Source organism: Streptomyces sp. NPDC005435 (assembly GCF_040703155.1).
GTDB lineage: Bacteria > Actinomycetota > Actinomycetes > Streptomycetales > Streptomycetaceae > Streptomyces.
In genome coordinates this window covers 197662-216014 of sequence record NZ_JBEXEQ010000004.1, presented here as the reverse complement: position 1 = coordinate 216014, position 18353 = coordinate 197662, and the positions used below count along the sequence as shown (strand labels likewise).

The 18353-nt window shown below is 70.0% G+C and carries 17 protein-coding genes; 7 read left to right on the top strand and 10 right to left on the bottom strand.

Translation table 11 applies throughout. The annotated features are described in order from the left end of the window. Positions 1-41 precede the first annotated feature (41 nt). From AB0898_RS07310 to desA, 4 genes are read right to left on the bottom strand one after another with little or no spacing between them, the layout of a single operon-like run. Positions 42-1811, bottom strand: coding sequence for an IucA/IucC family siderophore biosynthesis protein (locus AB0898_RS07310; protein ID WP_366801840.1), 1770 nt, complete (start codon positions 1809-1811; stop codon positions 42-44). Next, positions 1808-2341 (bottom strand): GNAT family N-acetyltransferase, encoded by a 534-nt coding sequence (locus tag AB0898_RS07305; protein ID WP_366801839.1) that lies wholly within the window; start codon positions 2339-2341, stop codon positions 1808-1810. The genes AB0898_RS07310 and AB0898_RS07305 overlap by 4 nt, the downstream gene beginning before the upstream one ends. Then, positions 2338-3612 (bottom strand): lysine N(6)-hydroxylase/L-ornithine N(5)-oxygenase family protein, encoded by a 1275-nt coding sequence (locus tag AB0898_RS07300; protein ID WP_366801838.1) that lies wholly within the window; start codon positions 3610-3612, stop codon positions 2338-2340. Before AB0898_RS07300 ends, AB0898_RS07305 begins: the two co-directional genes overlap by 4 nt. Continuing rightward, a complete protein-coding gene (desA, locus tag AB0898_RS07295; protein WP_366801837.1) occupies positions 3596-5038 on the bottom strand; it encodes a lysine decarboxylase DesA in 1443 nt (480 codons plus the stop codon). The genes AB0898_RS07300 and desA overlap by 17 nt, the downstream gene beginning before the upstream one ends. 245 nt (positions 5039-5283) lie before the next feature. Between desA and AB0898_RS07290 the strand changes: the two genes are divergently transcribed. Next, positions 5284-5760, top strand: coding sequence for an SUKH-3 domain-containing protein (locus AB0898_RS07290; protein WP_366801836.1), 477 nt, complete (start codon positions 5284-5286; stop codon positions 5758-5760). A 130-nt stretch (positions 5761-5890) separates the two neighbouring features. On the opposite strand, the gene AB0898_RS07285 is transcribed toward AB0898_RS07290, so the two are convergent. Next, complete coding sequence (locus tag AB0898_RS07285) at positions 5891-6934, bottom strand: ABC transporter substrate-binding protein (RefSeq protein ID WP_366801835.1); 1044 nt, start codon at positions 6932-6934, stop codon at positions 5891-5893. Positions 6935-7062: 128 nt separating this feature from the next. Continuing rightward, positions 7063-7533 (bottom strand): hypothetical protein, encoded by a 471-nt coding sequence (locus AB0898_RS07280; RefSeq protein ID WP_366801834.1) that lies wholly within the window; start codon positions 7531-7533, stop codon positions 7063-7065. Positions 7534-7683: 150 nt separating this feature from the next. Here AB0898_RS07280 and AB0898_RS07275 point away from each other — a divergent pair, with 150 nt between their 5' ends. After that, the gene (locus AB0898_RS07275) at positions 7684-8382 is read left to right on the top strand and encodes a hypothetical protein (protein ID WP_366801833.1); all 699 of its coding nucleotides are present in this window, start codon (positions 7684-7686) and stop codon (positions 8380-8382) included. Between the two features lie 19 nt (positions 8383-8401). On the opposite strand, the gene AB0898_RS07270 is transcribed toward AB0898_RS07275, so the two are convergent. Genes AB0898_RS07270 through AB0898_RS07255 form a run of 4 tightly spaced genes read right to left on the bottom strand, consistent with a single transcriptional unit; the run spans position 8402 to position 14098 of the window. Continuing rightward, on the bottom strand, positions 8402-9562 hold the full coding sequence (locus tag AB0898_RS07270) for an acyl-CoA dehydrogenase family protein (protein WP_366801832.1): 1161 nt from the start codon (positions 9560-9562) through the stop codon (positions 8402-8404). Positions 9563-9567: 5 nt separating this feature from the next. Next, entirely contained in the window at positions 9568-10524 is a 957-nt protein-coding gene (locus tag AB0898_RS07265; protein ID WP_366801831.1) for a hydroxymethylglutaryl-CoA lyase, read from the bottom strand. Continuing rightward, entirely contained in the window at positions 10521-12467 is a 1947-nt protein-coding gene (locus AB0898_RS07260; RefSeq protein WP_366801830.1) for a biotin carboxylase N-terminal domain-containing protein, read from the bottom strand. The genes AB0898_RS07265 and AB0898_RS07260 overlap by 4 nt, the downstream gene beginning before the upstream one ends. A gap of 14 nt (positions 12468-12481) precedes the next feature. After that, on the bottom strand, positions 12482-14098 hold the full coding sequence (locus tag AB0898_RS07255) for a carboxyl transferase domain-containing protein (RefSeq protein WP_366801829.1): 1617 nt from the start codon (positions 14096-14098) through the stop codon (positions 12482-12484). A gap of 86 nt (positions 14099-14184) precedes the next feature. Here AB0898_RS07255 and AB0898_RS07250 point away from each other — a divergent pair, with 86 nt between their 5' ends. The 5 genes from AB0898_RS07250 to AB0898_RS07230 all read left to right on the top strand — a co-directional run bounded on the left by AB0898_RS07250 (position 14185) and on the right by AB0898_RS07230 (position 18349). Beyond that, positions 14185-14781, top strand: a complete 597-nt coding sequence (locus AB0898_RS07250; protein ID WP_366801828.1) for a TetR/AcrR family transcriptional regulator — start codon at positions 14185-14187, stop codon at positions 14779-14781. 39 nt (positions 14782-14820) lie between these two features. Next, positions 14821-15396 carry a Uma2 family endonuclease gene (locus AB0898_RS07245; RefSeq protein WP_366801827.1) on the top strand — a complete coding sequence of 192 codons (576 nt, stop codon included), beginning with the start codon at positions 14821-14823 and terminating at the stop codon, positions 15394-15396. A gap of 121 nt (positions 15397-15517) precedes the next feature. Continuing rightward, the gene (locus AB0898_RS07240) at positions 15518-16675 is read left to right on the top strand and encodes an acyl-CoA dehydrogenase family protein (RefSeq protein ID WP_361106857.1); all 1158 of its coding nucleotides are present in this window, start codon (positions 15518-15520) and stop codon (positions 16673-16675) included. 36 nt (positions 16676-16711) lie between these two features. After that, positions 16712-17578, top strand: coding sequence for an acyl-CoA thioesterase II (tesB, locus tag AB0898_RS07235; RefSeq protein WP_366801826.1), 867 nt, complete (start codon positions 16712-16714; stop codon positions 17576-17578). A gap of 348 nt (positions 17579-17926) precedes the next feature. Beyond that, entirely contained in the window at positions 17927-18349 is a 423-nt protein-coding gene (locus AB0898_RS07230; protein ID WP_366801825.1) for a hypothetical protein, read from the top strand. Positions 18350-18353 lie beyond the last annotated feature (4 nt).

Sequence of the window (18353 nt, the reverse complement as noted above, 5' to 3'; positions counted from 1 at the left end):
GGAGGACCGTACTCCGGGGTGCCCGTTCGTCTATATGTCCCTCAGAACTCCGCGAGCGGGTTCCGCAGGGTGCCGATGAGCTGGAGCGCGCCGGAGGGGTCGGCGAGGTCCACCATCTGCTTGTTGTTGCGCAACTGGAGCCGGTTCAGGCAGGACAGCGCGAACTCCGGCGCGAACATGTCGTACTGCGCGAACTTCTCCGCCAGCTGCGGGTTCGCCGCCTGGTACTCCCGGGTGACCTCCGCGACCGTGCCCCAGAACTCGTCCTCGGTCAGGATGCCCTCGGCGGCCAGGTTGGACGCCAGGAAGCGGAAGAAGCAGTCGAAGACGTCCGTGAAGATCGACAGCAGCTTCGTGTCCTCGGGCACCTCGACCCGGATGCGCCGGACCTCGGGCGGCAGTACCGCGGCCGGGTCCATGACGGCGATCTCCTCGGCGATGTCCTTGTACACCGCGCGCCGGACCGCGCCGTCCTGAAGGACCAGGATCACGTTCTCGCCGTGCGGCATGAACACCAGGTCGTAGGCGTAGAAGCTGTGCAGCAGCGGCACGTAGTACGCCCGCAGATAGCCGCGCAGCCACTCGACGGGCGCGAGCCCCGAGCGCTCGATCAGCGCGCCCGCGAACGTGGCGCCGTCCTCGTCGACGTGGAGCAGCGAGGCCATGGTCGCCAGCGACTCGCCCTCCGCCAGCCGCGCGACCGGGCTCTCGCGCCACAGCGCGGCCAGCATCTTGCGGTACGGCGAGTAGCGGTCGGTCGCCTGCTCGTACTCCAGGTGCCGGTAGCCGACGGCCGCCTGCTCGCGGATGATCGTCAGGCCCGTGTCCCGCAGGACCGGGTCGCTCTCGATCAGCTGCGCCAGCCAGTCGTTGATCGCCGGGGTGGCCTCCATGTACGCGGCCGAAAGCCCGCGCATGAAGCCCATGTTGAGGACGGACAGGGCCGTCTTCACATAGTGCTTCTCCGGGTGCGAGGTGTTGAAGAAGGTCCGGATGGACTGCTGGGCCAGATACTCGTCCTCGCCCTCGCCCAGGCACACCAGATGCCGGCGGGCCACCTCGGCGGCGAATGTCACGCTGAGCTTGTTCCACCACTGCCAGGGGTGGACCGGGATCAGCAGATAGTCGTCCGGGTCGAGACCCTGTCCGGTGAGGACGCCCCGGAACCGCTCCAGGGTGGCCTCGCCCAGCTCACGCCGGAAGAACTCCTCGTACTCGACGCCCGCCCCGGCCGTGAACGCGGCGCGCGAGCGGTGCGCGGCCAGCCAGACCAGCTTCAGCGGGCTCGCCGTCTCCGGCGCGTACGCCAGATACTCGTGCACGCCGAAGCCCAGCCGCCCGTTGTTCGCGACGAAGCACGGGTGGCCCTCGGTCATCCCGGTCTCGATCTCCTGGAACGAGCCGGCCGCCAGCTCCTTCGCGGTGACGCGGGGCTTGGCCAGCTTGTAGCAGGTGCCGGACAGGGTGGAGGAGATCTCCTCCAGGTACACCGGCAGGATCTCGTCGCTCAGGCCGAGCGACTCCTTGAACTCGATGAAGAAGTCCAGGGCGGCGAGCGGGAGTTCGGTGCCGTCGCGGTGCCGGGTGATCGAGTCCGCGTCGATCTGCCAGTGGTCCAGGCCCCGGCGGACGGCGGAGAAGCGGTACGAGGTCAGCTTGTCGTCCGAGCGGACGACGTACTCCTCGCCCTCCGCTTCGGGCGTGAACAGCTGCTCGTGGGCGAACTCGGAGAGGGCCTTGCGGATCAGCAGGCGGTTGGCCTGCTCCCAGCGCTCGGGGGAGAGGTGGGCGACGGAGTCGGCGAGGTTCACGCGGCCACCCCCGTCGCCGCCTCGAACCGCTCCCGCGTGCAGAAGCTCAGCAGGGCGCGCTTCTCGGGCTTCTCTATCTCGCGCTCGGCCTCGAAGCCGACGGCCTCGTTGAGCACGTGCACGGCCTTGTTCCGCACGTCCGGCTCGACGACCACGCGCCGGGTCGCCGGGTCCGCGAACAGGTGCGCCATCACGGCCGTGATCACCGACCGGGTGAACCCGTGCACGGGCGTGTCCGTGGGCGGCACCAGGAAGTGCATCCCGACGTCCCCCTCCTCGGGCTCGTACAGCCCGACCAGCTCCCGGTACACCGGGTCGTAGCTCTCCATCAGGAAGACCGGCACCCCGGCCTCGTCCAGACCGAGGAAGGCGTGGTGATGGGCGTCGGCCGCGATCTCCATGTAGGCACGCTCGACGTCCACGAGCCGCGCGTCCTGCATCATCCAGAACGCGGCCTTCGGGTCGGTGACCCAGCCGTGCACGAGGCTCGCGTCCTTCAGGGGGTCGAGCGGGCGGATGGTGAAGGTCATACGGCGAACTCCTGGAAAGCGATGGTCTTCTCCACCGGGTAGATCTCCCTGCCGAGCATCTCCCGGATGATGGAGGCGTTGCGGTAGGGGCCCATGCCCAGGTCGGGGCTGGTCACACTGTGGGTGTGGACGCCGGCGTTCTGGAGGAAGACGCCCCGGCCCGTCACGTCGATCGCGTAGTCGCGGCCGATGTCGAAGTTGCCGTGGGAGTCGTAACGCAGGCGGTCGCGGACGGGCTTGAGGAACTCCGGCTCGCGGTACTGATAGCCGGTGGCGAGGACCAGGCCGTCGCTCTCCAGCTCGAAGTCCTTGCCCTGCTCCTCCTGGCGGAAGCCGAGGGTGTAGCTGCCGTTCTCGTAACGGGCGCCGGTGAGCGAGGAGTTGGTGAGCAGACGGGTGGGGACCGGGCCGCCGAGGTTCTTCTGGTAGAGCAGGTCGAAGATGGCGTTGATCAGCTCGCCGTCGATGCCCTTGAACAGGCCCTTCTGCGCGGTGGCGAGCCGGTAGCGGGTGTCCTCCGGGAGCGCGTGGAAGTAGTCGATGTACTCCGGGGAGGTCATCTCCAGCGTGAGCTTGGTGTATTCCAGCGGGAAGAAGCGAGGGGAGCGGGTGACCCAGTTCAGCCGGTAGCCGTGGACGTCGATCTCGCTGAGCAGGTCGTAGTAGATCTCCGCCGCCGACTGGCCGCTGCCGACCAGGGTGATGCAACGCTTCTTCTGCAGCTCCGCCTTGTGCTGGAGATACCGGGAGTTGTGCAGGAAGTCGCCGCCGAGGTCCTGGCACGCCTCCGGGATGTACGGCGGGGTGCCGGTGCCGAGGACCAGGTGCCTGGCGCGGTAGGTGTCGCCGGCGTCGGTGTGCACGGCGTACACGCCGTCCTCGTAGGTGACTTCGGTGACCGTGGTGCTGAACCGCACGCTGGTCAGCTTGTTGGCGGCCCAGCGGCAGTAGTCGTCGTACTCGACCCGCAGCGGGTAGAAGTTCTCGCGTATGTAGAACGAGTACAGCCGGCCCTTCTCCTTCAGGTAGTTGAGGAAGGAGTACGGCGAGGTCGGGTCGGCCAGGGTGACCAGGTCCGACATGAACGGCGTCTGGAGGTGGGCGCCTTCGAGGAACATCCCGGCGTGCCACTCGAAGTCCGGCTTGGAGTCGAGGAAGACGCCGTTCAGCTCCTCGATCGGCTCGGTGAGGCAGGCCAGGCCGAGGTTGAAGGGGCCGAGGCCGATCCCCACGAAGTCAAGGACGGGGCTGGCTTCAGGAAGCGCGGTCAAGGGACTCTCCCAGGTACTGCTCGGCGTGGCCGGCGATCAGATCGAGGACGGCGGCGATGTCGGCCGCGGTGGTCTCGGGGTTGAGCAGGGTGAACTTCAGATAGTGGCGGCCGCCGACCTTGGTGCCCGCGACGACGGCGTCACCGGAGGCGAACAGGGCCTTGCGGGCGTAGAGGTTGGCGCGGTCGATCTCGGCCGGGTCGGTGACACCGGACGGGATGTAGCGGAAGACCAGGGTGGACAGGGTGGGCTCCACGACCACGTCGTAACGCGGGTCGGTGGCGAGCAGCTTCCAGCCCTCGCGGGCCAGTTCGCAGACCTCGTCGAAGAGTTCGCCGATGCCGTCGGCGCCCATCACGCGCAGCGTCATCCACAGCTTGAGCGCGTCGAAACGGCGCGTGGTCTGGAGGGACTTGTCGACCTGGTTGGGGATGCGCTCCTGGACCATGCGGCGCGGGTTGAGGTACTCCGCGTGGTAGGTGGCGTGGCGCAGGGTGGCCACGTCGCGCACCAGGAGCGCGGACGAACTCACCGGCTGGAAGAAGGACTTGTGGTAGTCCACGGTGACCGAATCGGCGCGCTCGATGCCGTTCAGGCGGTCGCGGTGCTTCAGCGAGGTGAGCAGTCCGCAGCCGTACGCGGCGTCGACGTGCATCCACACGCCGAACTGCTCGCACAGCTCCGCGATTTCGGGGAGCGGGTCGATGGAGCCGAAGTCGGTGGTGCCGGCGGTGGCGACGACGGCCATCGGGACCAGGCCGTCCTGGACGGCGCGCTCCAGCTCGTGGGCGAGCGCGACGGTGTGCATCCGCTTGTCGTGGTCGACGGGGATGGTGACGACCGCGTCGGGGCCGAGGCCGAGCAGTTTCGCGGACTTCTTCACGCTGAAGTGGCTCACCTCGGAGGTGAACACCCGCAGTTTGTCCAGGGATTCGGCCTTGGCCTCCTCGCGGGCGAGCAGCAGGGCCTGGAGGTTGGACTGGCTGCCGCCGGAGGTGAAGACTCCGTCGGCGTTCTCGCCGAGGCCGATGCGCTCGGTGGTCCAGTCGATCAGTTTCCGCTCGATGAGCGTGCCGCCGGCCGACTGGTCCCAGGTGTCCAGGGAGGAGTTGACGGCGGAGAGTACGGCCTCGCCGAGCACCGCCGGTATGACGACCGGGCAGTTGAGGTGGGCGAGGTAGCGGGGGTGGTGGAAGTAGACGGCGTCGCGGAGGTACAGCTCCTCCAGCTCGTCCAGGACGGCGGCGGTGTCGCCGAGGGGGCGGTCCAGGTCGACGGCGTCGATTCGGGGGGTGAGATCGTCGACGGTGACGCCGGTGAACGGACGTTCGGTGGTGGCGAGTTTGGCCGCCACCCGCTCTACTCCTTCGGTCACTGAGCGGCGGTAGTGCTCCGCCGTGAGGCCATTGAGCAGGTGCGAGCGCATGTGGGGGTCCTCCGAGGGGACTGTCCGTGCGGGAACTCTGGTGGGACGGGGGTACACGAGCGGGAGCGAAGTTCCGCGGACTTCGACTTAGGTAAGCCTAACCTGAGTTGCACTCGGGTGATCACGCCCCTCCCCGTGACGGCCGTCACTCAGTGCCTCGTGCGCGTCAAGTGCTGGACTGGCGTGGGCTGTTGAGCGCCGCTCATCGGCGGCACGGCCGTCCGGCCGGGAGGGGGAGGGGAAGGGTGCCCGTACTGAAGTCACCCCAAGAAGTGGACGCCTGGCTGGCGGAGGCCGGGTGGCATCCGGGGCGCCGGTGTGACGGCCTCGCCGCCGCGGAGGTGGCTCGCGCCGTGCGGGACTTCCGTGCGGACGGCGGCGGTCTCGACGTCATCGCGCCCGCTGTCGCGTTCCTGCGCGAACACGTGGGTCTGGTGGCGCCCCGGCACGCCGCCACCGGCGACAGGGTGGAGTTCAATCCCCGGCTCATGTACCGGGGCGCGGCGGAGGACGTCCAGGAGCTCGCCGGCGCGCTGGGGCGGAGACTCTTCCCGGTCGCGCACGACACGTACGACGGCGGAACGGTCCTCATGGACGAGGCGGGGCGGTTCTTCTATCTGCATCAGAGCGGCGAGTATTTCCTCGGCGACGACAAGTACGCGGCCCTGATTGGTTATTCGCGGGGACATCCGCTCGAACCCGCGGAGGATCACTGTGCCTGAGCGCATTTCCGGTGACCGCGCGGCAGCGGAGTCGGAATCGCCCGGCGAAGTCGGTGGGGACTTCGCCGGGCGCCCGGTGTGGTTCAGCAGGGGGTGCGGGCGCGTCAACGCCCGTACGCCGTCAGGAGGTTCAGCCGACCTTCTTCGCCGTCTCGATGGCCTTCGCGAGGTTCTCGAGGAGCGGGGCGCACTTGGCGTAGGACAGGATCGGCTCGGCGGAGCGCGGGATGACCTGGCCGGCCTTGACGGCGGGGAGCTTCTTCCAGGTGGCCTTGGTGATGTCGGCGGGCTGGAGGGCCGAGGAGCGGTCGTCCATCATGATGATGTCGGCCTTGTACTTGTCGACGTTCTCCCAGCTCAGGGTCTCGAACCAGCCGCCGGTGGCCTTCTTGGCGGACTCCGAGGGCTCGACGAAGTTCACGCCGAGGGACTTGAAGTACTCCAGGTCGGCGGAGAGGTTCGTGCCGGAGACGTAGAAGACGGTCGGGGCGGCGGAGCCGGCCATGACCTTGATCTCCGGGCGGGACTTCGCGGCCTTGCGCAGCCGCTCGGAGGCGGCCTCGAAGCGCTTCTTCGCCTCGGTCACCTTCGCGGCCTTCATGTCGGCGCCGAGCGACTCGGCCAGCTCCCACACGCGCTGCAGCGGCTGGGACAGCGGGCGGTCGAAGACGGAGATCGCGACGCTGGGCGCCAGCTTGGCGATCTTCGCGGCGGACGCCTGCGGCACGTACCACAGGGTGCCCTTGGCGTCGAAGGTCGTGGAGATGAGGACCTGGGGGCCGAAGGCGGCGTACTTCTCGATGTTGAACTGGTCCCAGACGTTGCCGAAGACCGTCAGCTTCTTGACGTCCAGGTCGCCGGCCTGCACATCGGCCTTGCCGTCCTTCGTCGTGGTCGGGCCGAAGACGCCGTCGACCTTGACGCCGTAGTCGTGCAGCGCGGCGGCGATGCCGGTGAAGGCGACGATCTTCGTCGGGACGCTGTCCAGCTTCACGGTGGTGCCGCGGTCGTCCTTGTAGCTCCACGAGCCGGACTTGCCGGGCTTGGCCTGCCCCTCGGAGCCACCGCTCTTGCCCTTGTCGTCCCCGCAGGCGGCAAGCGCGACGCCGAGCCCGAGAGCGCCGCCCGCGGCGAGCAGACCGCGACGAGTGAGGGTGGTACGCGTGTGGGACATGGATGTGACTGCTTTCGACCGGGGCTGATCGCCCGCCGGACTGGTTCGGGGCAAGGTTAGCCTAACCTTTCCCTTTGTCCAGGGGGTACGAGGGGCCTTCCGGTGCGGAAGTGATGCCTGAGGGACCGTCAGAACCTGTGATTCGTGACGACGGCGTTCCCGTAGACGTCGTAGACGGAGACGAGTCCGGCCGCGGAGTCCTTCCATGAGGCGAAGGCCTCGGCGATGGCGTCCGCCGTGCCCTGGGGGTCCGCCACCGGGGTGCGGCCGCCGCCGATGTCGGTGGACACATAGGCGTTGCCCGCCTGCGCGTCCCAGGTGCCGATGACGCGGTCCACGCGGGCGGCGGCGGACTTCTGCGCACCGGTGCCGTGTGCGGCGGCCCAGGCCCGGAACTCCCGCGCGTTCGCCTTCGAGCGCGCCCGGTCCTGATCGGCGGGCAGCTTCTCCGCGGCCCGCGTCGTGCCGTCCGGGTGCGCGGTGTCCTCCAGCACCGAGCAGCCGGTGCCGCCGGCCAGGAACGCGGCCAGGGCGAGGGCGGCGACCGCCCGCGAACGGGGGCGTGCGGGGCGCGTGGGGCGTGCGGGGTGAGGTGCCATATCTCCAACAGTAGGGGAACGGGAGGGAGTTGACGTGCCGGATGCCTCTGCGGACCCGCGCGTAGGTACGGGTACTCATGCGCGGTCCGCCGGCCGGCGGGACAGTGTCGGCAGGCGGCGCGGGAGCGCACGGGAACGGGAGGCGCGGGCATGTCGGGGTTCCGTAAGACCGTGTGGGGCACCATCGCCACGGTCGTCATGCTGGCCGGGTCCGCCTGTACGGCCGACCGCGCCACCAGCCCGGAGCAGGTGCGCAAGCTGGCCGGCGGTGCTGGGGCGGAGGAGGCCCGTCAGCGGACGGAGGCCGGGCTTCGGGCCACCGTGCGCGCGTACACGGACCACACCTCCCTCGCCCTCGGCCTGCTCGTCCTGCGGGACACGTGCGCGGGAGGGAAGGCCAGGCAGTGGCTCGACTCCAATGGCGACGACACCTACGAAGTGACCTGCGCGATGCAGGTCACCGCGTATTTCGGCGCCGACCCGAAACACATCGCCTCGGTCCTCGACGACGTCCTCACCGCCGGTGAGCGGCCCGGGTCGCCCATCCCGTTCACCCATCGCAGGAACGGAGCCGTCGTCGATTACTACCGGCATCGCGACGGAGACAACGGCACCGAACCCTCCAGGCTGGAGGACACCTGGCACTCCCTGTCCTGGGACACGCGGTTCCACGACAGGCCCCCCGCACGGGTCAGGGAGCCACAGCCGTGTTCTGCCGGCCATCCGCCGGTGACGCGGTGCGTGCGGGAGCCCGGCACGGCGACGGTGGCCGGCATCCGGAAGCGCCATGGCATGGTGTTCGAGCTTTCGCTCGTCGCTCCCGAATACTTCACAGTGCCCAGGAAATAAGGCACATGCCCGCGGTGCGTCAGCCGGCCAGCCCCAGTTCCCGGGCGATCAGCATGCGCTGGACTTCGCTCGTGCCCTCGCCGATCTCCAGGATTTTGGAGTCGCGCCACATGCGGGCGACCGGGTACTCGTTCATGAAGCCGTAGCCGCCGTGGATCTGGGTGGCGTCGCGGGCGTTGTCGACGGCGACCGTGGAGGAGTACAGCTTGGCGATGGCCGCCTCCTTCTTGAAGGGCTCACCGGCCACCAGCCGGGCCGCCGCGTCGCGCCAGGCGAGGCGGGCGGTGTGGGCCTTCATCTCCATGTCGGCCAGCTTGAACTGGATGGCCTGGTTGGCGCCGATGGGCCGGCCGAAGGCGTGCCGCTCCTTGGCGTACCGCACCGACTCGTCCACACAGCCCTGCGCGAGCCCGGTGCCGAGCGCGGCGATGGCGATGCGGCCCTCGTCCAGGATGCGCAGGAACTGGGCGTAGCCCCGGCCCTCCTCGCCGAGCAGGTTCGCGGCGGGGACGCGCACGTCCTGGAAGGACAGCTCGCGGGTGTCCGAGGCGTTCCAGCCGACCTTGGAGTACGGCGCGGCCACCGTGAAGCCGGGGGTGCCGGAGGGGACGATGATCGAGGAAATCAGCGGCTTGCCGTCGGGCTTGCGGCCGGTCACCGCCGTCACCGTGACCAACCCCGTGATGTCCGTGCCGGAGTTGGTGATGAAGCACTTGGTGCCGTTGATCACCCATTCGTTGGTGTCCGGGTCCAGGCGGGCCGTCGTACGGGTCGCGCCCGCGTCCGAGCCGCCGTCCGGCTCGGTCAGGCCGAACGCGCCCAGGATCTCGCCCGCGCACAGCCGGGGCAGCCACTCGGCCTTCTGCTCCTCGGTGCCGAACAGATGGACCGGCATGGCGCCCAGCGAGACGCCCGCCTCCAGGGTGATGGCCACGGAGGAGTCCACCCGGGCCAGCTCCTCCAGCGCGATGCCGAGCGCCAGATAGTCGCCGCCCATGCCGCCGTACTCCTCCGGGAACGGCAGCCCGAACAGGCCCATGCGGCCCATCTCGCGGACGATCTCGTACGGGAACTCGTGCCGCTCGTAGAAGTCGCCGATCTTCGGCGCGACGACGTCGTGCGCGAACTCCTCCACCGTGCGGCGGAGTTGCTCCAGCTCGGGGCTGAGACGGTAATCCATGATGATCACTGGTCCTTGTCGGGCTGAGTCGTCGGGCCGAGGGCGCGGACGGTGCGGGAGGGGCTCGGGCGGCCCAGCTGCTCGGCCATCCACACGCTGGTGGCGGTCAGACGGCCGAGATCGACCCCGGTCTCGATGCCGAGGCCGTGCAGCATCCAGACCAGGTCCTCGGTGGCGAGGTTCCCGGTGGCGGACTTGGCGTAGGGGCAGCCGCCCAGGCCCCCGGCGGAGGCGTCCACGGTGGTGACGCCGTGCTGGAGGGCGGCGAAGGTGTTGGCGAGCGCCTGGCCGTAGGTGTCGTGGAAGTGCACGCCGAGGGTGTTGGTCGGCACGCCCGACTCGTTGAGCAGGGCGAGCAGTTCGAGCACATGGCCCGGGGTGGCGACGCCGATGGTGTCGCCGAGGCTCAGCTCGTCGCAGCCCATGTCCATGAGCGCGGTGCACACCTTCACGACCTGGTGGAGCGGGACGGCGCCCTCCCAGGGGTCGCCGAAGCACATCGACACATAGCCGCGCACATGGGCGCCCGCGTCCTTGGCCTGCCGCACCACCGGCTCGAACACGGCCAGCGACTCGTCCACCGTGCGGTTGAGGTTGGCCTTGGCGAAGGACTCGGTGGCGCTGGCGAACACCGCGATACGGCGGGCGCCGAGCGCGAGGGCCCGGTCCAGTCCGCGCTGGTTGGGGACCAGCACCGGGAGGTCCGCGTCCAGCCCCGACACGAGCGGGAACAGCTCTTCCGCGTCGGCCAGTTGGGGCACCCACTTGGGGTGTACGAAGCTGGTCGCCTCGATGGTGGTCAGGCCCGCGTCGGCGAGCCTGCGCACGAACTCCGCCTTCACCGCCGTCGGTACGGCCGTCTTCTCGTTCTGCAGGCCGTCGCGCGCGCCCACCTCGTGGATGCGCACCCGGGCCGGGAGATCCGGCGCCGGTACGACCATGGGCAGCCCGTCGGTGCTCACTCCGCCGCCTCCTTCGGCTCGATGACCGCCAGGACCTGGTCCATGGCGACCGTGCTGCCGGGCGTCACGTCGAGTTCGGCGACCGTGCCCGCGTGCGGGGCGGAGACGACGTGCTCCATCTTCATCGCCTCCACCACCAGCAGGCTCTGCCCGGCCTCCACCTCGTCGCCCACGGCCACCTTCACCACGGTCACCGTGCCGGGCATCGGCGCGGTCAGCGAGTCGGCGCCCGCGTGCGCCGAGCGGGTGAGGGACGCGGCGACCGGGTCGTGGTCGCGCACCTGCCAGGCGTCGCCGTCGCGGCCGAGCCAGTCGGCGGCGCGGTGGAAGGTGTGGCGGACGCCGTCCAGCGTGACGGTCACGCGGTCGTCGGTGACCTCGGCGGCGCGGGCGACCTGAGTGACGGGTTCAAGTCCCGCGACACGCAGCGGGAACGCCACCGGCTTCGGAGTCCCGCTCAGCCGCCAGCCGTCCGGCACCGAGAAGGGGTCCGTCCAGCCGTCGCCCTTGGGACGCAGCTCCTCCAGGCGTACGGCGGCCGCCGCCTCGTACACCTCCTCCGGAACCCCGTCCGGCACCAGCTCGTCCACCAGCCGCTCCACAAGACCGGTGTCCAACTCGCCCGCCACCACCGCCGGATGCGCCAGCAGCCGCCGCAGGAACCCCGCGTTGGTCGGCACGCCGAGGGTGACCGTCTCCGCCAGGGCGCCGCGCAGCCTGCGCAGGGCCGTCGCGCGGTCGGGGCCGTAGGCGATCACCTTGGACAGCATCGGGTCGTACAGGCTGCCCACCTCCGTGCCCTCGGAGAGGCCGGAGTCCGTGCGGACTCCGTCGCCCTGCGGCTCGGCCAGCAGCAGGACCGTGCCGCCCGAGGGGAGGAAGCCGCGCGCGCCCTCTTTAATGGACACAGTCTCCGCGCAGACGCGCGCCTCCACCGCGTGCCCGGTGAGCGTCACGTCCTCCTGGGCGAAGCCCAGCGGCTCGCCGGCGGCGACCCGGAGCTGCCACTCGACCAGGTCCAGGCCTGTGACCAGCTCGGTGACCGGGTGCTCGACCTGGAGGCGGGTGTTCATCTCCATGAAGTAGTACGAGGACGGGTCGCCGCCCGGCACGATGAACTCCACCGTGCCCGCGCCCCGGTACCCGCACGAGCGGGCCGCCTGCACGGCCGCCTCGCCCATCGCGGCGCGGGTCGTCTCGTCGAGCAGGACGCTGGGCGCCTCCTCGATGACCTTCTGGTGGCGCCGCTGGAGCGAGCACTCGCGCTCGCCGAGGTGGACGACGTTGCCATGGCCGTCCGCGAGGACCTGGATCTCGATGTGCCGGGGGCGGTCGATCCACCGCTCCACCAGCAGGGTGTCGTCGCCGAAGGAGGCGCGGGCCTCGCGGCGGGCGGCCGCGATCTCCTCCTCCAGGGCGGAGACGTCCCGGACGAGACGCATCCCCTTGCCGCCGCCGCCCGCCGAGGGCTTGAGCAGCACCGGGGTGCCGATCTCCCGCGCGGCGTCGGCCAGTTGGGCGTCGGTCAGGCCGCTGCCGCTGGAGCCCGGCACGACCGGGACCCCGGCCGCCGCGACCGTCTCCTTGGCGCGGATCTTGTCGCCCATGAGGGCGATGGCGTCGGCGGACGGGCCGATGAAGACCAGGCCCGCCTGCTCGCAGGCGCGCGCGAAGGCCGCGTTCTCCGCGAGGAAGCCGTAGCCCGGGTGGACGGCCTGGGCGCCGGTGCGGGCGGCGGCCTCGATCAGCCGCTCCGCCGACAGATAGCTCTCCCCGGCGGGCGCCGGGCCGATCCGGACCGCCGTGTCGGCCTCCCGGACGTGCCGCGCGTCGGCGTCGGCGTCGGAGAAGACCGCCACCGAGCGCACGCCGAGCGCGCGGAGCGTACGGATGACCCGTACGGCGATCTCGCCCCGGTTGGCGACCAGCACTGTGTCGAACACGATTCCCCTCCCTCTCACATCCGGAAGACGCCGAACCGGGGTTCTCCCAGCGGCGCGTTGGCGCAGGCCGTCAGGGCGAGGCCCAGCACCTGGCGGGTTTCCAGCGGGTCGATCACGCCGTCGTCCCAGAGGCGGGCGGTGGCGTAGTACGCGCTGCCCTGGCCCTCGTACTGCGCGCGGATCGGCGCCTTGAAGGCGTCCTCGTCCTCGGCGGACCACTCCTCGCCGCGCGCCTCCAGTTGGTCGCGCTTGACCGTCGCCAGCACCGAGGCGGCCTGTTCGCCGCCCATGACGGAGATCTTGGCGCCGGGCCACATCCACAGGAAGCGGGGGGAGTAGGCGCGGCCGCACATCGAGTAGTTGCCCGCGCCGTACGAACCGCCGACGACCACCGTCAGCTTCGGTACGCGCGTGCAGGCGACCGCGGTGACCATCTTGGCGCCGTGCTTGGCGATGCCGCCCGCCTCGTAGTCCCTGCCGACCATGAAGCCCGAGATGTTCTGCAGGAACACCAGCGGGATGCCGCGCTGGTCGCACAGCTCGATGAAGTGGGCGCCCTTCTGGGCGGACTCGGAGAAGAGGATGCCGTTGTTGGCGACGATGCCGACGGGGTGACCATGGATGCGGGCGAAGCCGGTGACCAGGGTCTGGCCGAACTCGGACTTGAACTCGCTGAACCGCGAGCCGTCCACCACGCGCGCGATGATCTCGCGGACGTCGTAGGGGGTGCGAGAGTCGACCGGGACCGCGCCGTACAGCCCATGGGGGTCCACCTTGGGCTCCGCCGGTGCCGTGACCTCCCAGGGGGCGGTCTTGGGGGCGGGGAGCGTGGCGACGATGTTCCGCACGATCCTGAGGGCGTGCGCGTCGTCCTCCGCGAGGTGGTCGGTGACGCCGGAGACGCGGGAGTGGACCTCGCCGCCGCCCAGCTCCTCCGCCGTGACGACCTCGCCTGTGGCGGCCTTCACCAGCGGGGGGCCGCCGAGGAAGATCGTGCCCTGATTGCGGACGATGACCGCCTCGTCGCTCATCGCCGGGACGTACGCGCCGCCGGCCGTGCAGGAGCCGAGGACGGCCGCGATCTGCGGGATGCCTGCCGCCGACATGCGGGCCTGGTTGTAGAAGATCCGGCCGAAGTGGTCGCGGTCGGGGAAGACCTCGTCCTGCATGGGCAGGAAGGCGCCGCCGGAGTCCACCAGGTAGATACAGGGGAGGCGGTTGTCGAGGGCGACCTCCTGGGCGCGGAGGTGCTTCTTCACCGTCATCGGGTAGTACGTGCCGCCCTTGACCGTGGCGTCGTTGGCGACGATCACGCAGGTGCGGCCGCTGACCCGGCCGATGCCGGCGATCACCCCGGCGGCCGGGGCCTGCCCGTCGTACATCCCGTCGGCCGCGAGGGGGGCCAGCTCCAGGAAGGGGGAGCCGGGGTCGAGCAGTGTGTCCACCCGGTCCCTCGGCAGCAGCTTGCCGCGCGCGGTGTGCCGGGCGCGCGCCTTCTCGCCGCCGCCGAGGGCGGCCGCCGCGAGCTTGGCGCGCAGCTCCTCGCCGAGGGCGAGATGGGCCTGTTCATTGGCCCGCCAGGCCTCCGACGCGGGATCCGCCGCGCTCGTCAGCTCCGGTGCCTCGTGCATCCTGCGAACCCCTCACTTGTTAATGAGCGTTAACGCATCTGCTCTCAGGTTAACGACCGCTAACGTCGCTGTCTAGAATGAACCGCATGGCCAGCAGAACCGACGCCCCGACCCGGCGCCAGCAGATCCTCCGAGAGGCCGCGCGCCTGTTCGCCGAGCGCGGCTTCCACGGCGTCGGCGTGGACGAGATAGGAGCGGCGGTCGGCATCAGCGGCCCCGGTCTCTACCGGCACTTCCCCGGCAAGGACGCGATGCTCGCCGAGCTGCTCGTCGGCATCAGCGGCCAGCTGCTGACCGGCGCGCGCCGCCGTCTCTCCGAGGCCGACGGCGGGACGGACGCCTCGGCGGTGCTCGATTCGCTGGTCGAGGGCCACATCGACTTCGCCCTCGACGACCGCCCGCTGATCACCCTGCACGACCGCGAGCTGGACCGCCTCCGCGACAGCGACCGCAAGCTGGTCCGCCAGCTCCAGCGGCAGTACGTCGAGCTGTGGGTCGGCGTCGTCCGCGAGGTCTACCCGGCCCTCACCGAACCGGCCGCCCGCTCCGCCGTCCACTCCGTCTTCGGCCTCCTCAACTCCACCCCCCACCTGGGCCGCGCCGGCACGCTCCCTGGCCGGGGGGCCACGGCGGCACTGCTGCACCGGATGGCGCGGGGGGCGTTCGCGGCGGCGGGGTCTTGAGCGGGCCCGTAGCAGGGGGCATCTCAGTACGCTGACCTCATGGACTACGCGAAGATGCGCGCGATCGCCGAGGAACTGGGCGCCTACGCCGAGCGGCTCGAAGGAGCCTGGAGCGTCGAGATCGGTCCGTCCGGCCCGATACTGGCCATGATGTGCCCGTCGAAGCGCCACGAGGGCACGGTCCGCCGCATCTGCAAGCAGTTGGACGACCAGCTTCTCCGCACGCATCCCGGCTACATCTGCGCGAGCGGCCCCGAAATCGAACACCCCGCGATCGGCCGCATGCGCCTCCCGGACGCGGTCGTCATTCCCGAGGCCACCCTCGACGAGGAAGGTATCGCCGTCGATGCGACGCAGGTGCTGGGGGTCGTCGAGATCGTCTCTCCGTCGAACCCGACCAACGACTACGTCGAGAAGCTGGCCGACTACCCCGCCATGGGTATCGCCCACTACCTGATCGTCGACCCCCGCACCGGCACGATCGAGGTCCACTCCGACCTCTGTAAGGGCCGGTACGCCCGCAAGGACGCCTACATCTTCGGCGACACGGTCCCCTTCGGACCCTGGCTGATCGACACCGCCGACTTTCGGCGGTACGGCAAGGCCGGTAGCTGACCCTCGCCGTCGTCCGGGGTGGGCAAGCTCACCCTGGACGGGGCCTCGTACTCGCCGGTATCTTCGGTTGAGCAAGCGCTTAGACATGCCCTGTCATGCCGAGGTACGTGGAGGTGGCGGCGTGCGCCGTACGGTGTTCAACGAGGATCACGAGGCGTTCCGGGAGACCCTTCGGGCCTTCATCGAGGCCGAGGTCGTGCCCGTCTACGACGAGTGGTTCGCGGCCGGCCAGGCCCCCCGCGACTTCTACTACAAGCTCGGTGAGCTGGGCATCTTCGGCATCAACGTGCCCGAGGAGTTCGGCGGCGCGGGCATGGACAGCCACAAGTTCGAGGCCGTCCTCTACGAGGAGACCGCCCGCGCGGGCGTCCAGTTCGGCGGCTCCGGCGTGCATGTGCTGCTCGCCCTGCCGTACATCAGGATGCTGGCCACGGACGAGCAGAAGAAGCGGTTCCTGCCGAAGTTCGTCACCGGCGAGGAGATGTGGGCCATCGCGATGACGGAGCCCGGCACCGGCTCCGACCTCGCGGGCATGAAGACCACCGCCAAGCTCTCCGAGGACGGCACGCACTACGTCCTCAACGGCGCCAAGACCTTCATCACCGGCGGTGTGCACGCCGACAAGGTCATCGTCTGCGCCCGTACCTCCGCCCCGAAGGAGGACGACCGCCGGTTCGGCATCTCCCTCTTCGCCGTGGACACCAAGTCCGAGGGCTACTCGGTCGGCCGCAAGCTCGACAAGCTCGGCCTGAAGACCTCCGACACCGCCGAACTCGCCTTCGTGGACGTCAAGGTCCCCGTCGAGGACCTGCTCGGCGAGGAGAACAAGGGCTTCTCCTACCTCGGCCACAACCTCGCCTCCGAGCGCTGGGGCATCGCCTTCGGCGCCTACGCCCAGGCGAAGGCCGCCGTCCGCTTCGCCAAGCAGTACGTGCAGGACCGCACGGTCTTCGGCAAGCCGGTCGCCCACTTCCAGAACACCAAGTTCGAGCTGGCCGCCTGCCAGGCCGAGGTCGACGCCGCCGAGGCCGTCGCCGACCGCGCCACCGAGGCGCTGGACGCCGGTGAGCTGACCCCCGCCGAGGCCGCCTCCGCCAAGCTGTTCTGCACCGAGGTTGCCCACCGCGTGATCGACCGCTGCCTCCAGCTGCACGGCGGCTACGGCTACATGAACGAGTACCCGATCGCCCGCCTGTACGCGGACAATCGCGTCAACCGGATCTACGGCGGCACCAGCGAGATCATGAAGACGATCATCGCGAAGGACATGGGCCTGTAAGGCCCCCGCAATGACTGGCCGATACAACTACACGTCATGAGCCAGGCACTTCAGAACCTCCTCGATCTGCTCGACCTGGAGCGGATCGAGGAGGACATCTTCCGCGGGCGCTCCCGCTCCGCCGTCGTCCCCCGGGTCTTCGGCGGGCAGGTCGCCGCGCAGGCGCTCGTCGCGGCGGGCCGCACCGTGCCCGCCGACCGTCACGCGCACTCCCTGCACGCGTACTTCCTGCGCATGGGCGACCCCGGAGCGCCGATCGTCTACAGCGTCGACCGCATCCGCGACGGCCGCTCCTTCACCACCCGCCGCGTGGTCGCCGTCCAGCACGGCAAGCCGATCTTCCATCTCTCGGCGTCCTTCCAGACGTACGAGGAGGGTCTCGACCACCAGGCCCCGATGCCGCCGGCGCCCGACCCGGCCACGCTGCCCACCTCCCAGGGGCGGCTGCGCGGCTACGCCCATCTCGACCCCGAGGTGGTGGAGCGCTTCCTGGAGGCGCGCGAGGCGATCGACCTGCGGTACGTGGACGAGCCGCCGTACGGCGAGTTCGGCACCCCGCGCGAGCCGCACAGCCAGGTCTGGTTCCGCACCAACGGCAAGCTGGACGACGACCCGCTGCTGCACGTCGTCCTCGCGACCTACGTCTCCGACATGACCCTGCTCGACTCCGTGCTGCTCGCGCACGGGCGCGGAGGGTGGGCCGTCGGCGACGTGGTCGGGGCCTCCCTCGACCACGCGATGTGGTTCCACCGCCCCTTCCGCGCCGACGAGTGGCTGCTCTACGACCAGGAGTCACCGTCCGCGCACGGCGGCCGGGGCCTCGGCCAGGCCCGTATCTTCACCCGCGAGGGACAGCTCGCGATCTCGGTCGTCCAGGAGGGCGTCGTCCGCGTACCGCGCTGAAACGGCACCGTCAACAACCTTGCGACAAAGGGGACTTGACGGTGCTGTCAGATACATGGTTGCTCGAAGTGACGAGTGGCGCATGGGGTACTAGGCTCTATCAGTGAAAGCCGCAACGCACGGTTTGCCCGGCCGACGAGCTTCCGGACGCCCGGATCTCAGCCGCAGCACCCGGTGACGCACAGCGTACGGATGACTGACAGGCGTCGGCGGCTCCACATCGTGCCGCTCAGACATTGCGGTGACATCTGAAGACCGCGCCGCGTCTTCTCTCTTCGCGGCGACGGCCATCCACCTCGCCCCCAGCCTGGGGACACGCGAGAGACGATGGAGATGGAAGGTATTCCCATGCGATCACAGCGCACGAGGCGCCTCGTCGCGATGTCCGCCACCGGCCTGCTGCTGGCCGGAGGAGCCGCGATAGGCACCGCGGGCACCGCCTCTGCAGCCCCGTCCCACAACAACGACCGCGGCTCCTACAGCAACGACTGGGGCGGCAGGAACCACAACGGCTGGAACAACGGCTGGAACGACAACAACTGGGGCAACAACTGGGGCCGTCACCACCACGGCAACTGGTGGAACAACAACGACTGGGGCTGGGGTTACGGCCACGGCCACAACGGTTACGGTCACGGCGGCTACGGGCACGACGGCTATGGCCACGGCGGCTACGGCCACGGCGGTCATGGCGGTTACGGTCATGGCGGCGGCCATGGCGGTCACGGCGGCGGCCATGGCGGCGGTCACGGCGGCGGCCACGGACGCTGACTCA

Excerpts from the sequence above, each read along its gene's own strand:
- AB0898_RS07250 (WP_366801828.1), top strand. The coding sequence starts at position 14,185 with ATGGCCAGCAGAACCGACGCCCCGACCCGGCGCCAGCAGATCCTCCGA.
- AB0898_RS07270 (WP_366801832.1), bottom strand. The coding sequence starts at position 9,562 with ATGGATTACCGTCTCAGCCCCGAGCTGGAGCAACTCCGCCGCACGGTG.
- desA (WP_366801837.1), bottom strand. The coding sequence starts at position 5,038 with ATGCGCTCGCACCTGCTCAATGGCCTCACGGCGGAGCACTACCGCCGC.
- AB0898_RS07305 (WP_366801839.1), bottom strand. The coding sequence starts at position 2,341 with ATGACCTTCACCATCCGCCCGCTCGACCCCCTGAAGGACGCGAGCCTC.
- tesB (WP_366801826.1), top strand. The coding sequence starts at position 16,712 with ATGAGCCAGGCACTTCAGAACCTCCTCGATCTGCTCGACCTGGAGCGG.
- AB0898_RS07245 (WP_366801827.1), top strand. The coding sequence starts at position 14,821 with ATGGACTACGCGAAGATGCGCGCGATCGCCGAGGAACTGGGCGCCTAC.
- AB0898_RS07255 (WP_366801829.1), bottom strand. The coding sequence starts at position 14,098 with ATGCACGAGGCACCGGAGCTGACGAGCGCGGCGGATCCCGCGTCGGAG.
- AB0898_RS07285 (WP_366801835.1), bottom strand. The coding sequence starts at position 6,934 with ATGTCCCACACGCGTACCACCCTCACTCGTCGCGGTCTGCTCGCCGCG.
- AB0898_RS07280 (WP_366801834.1), bottom strand. The coding sequence starts at position 7,533 with ATGGCACCTCACCCCGCACGCCCCACGCGCCCCGCACGCCCCCGTTCG.
- AB0898_RS07275 (WP_366801833.1), top strand. The coding sequence starts at position 7,684 with ATGTCGGGGTTCCGTAAGACCGTGTGGGGCACCATCGCCACGGTCGTC.
- AB0898_RS07230 (WP_366801825.1), top strand. The coding sequence starts at position 17,927 with ATGCGATCACAGCGCACGAGGCGCCTCGTCGCGATGTCCGCCACCGGC.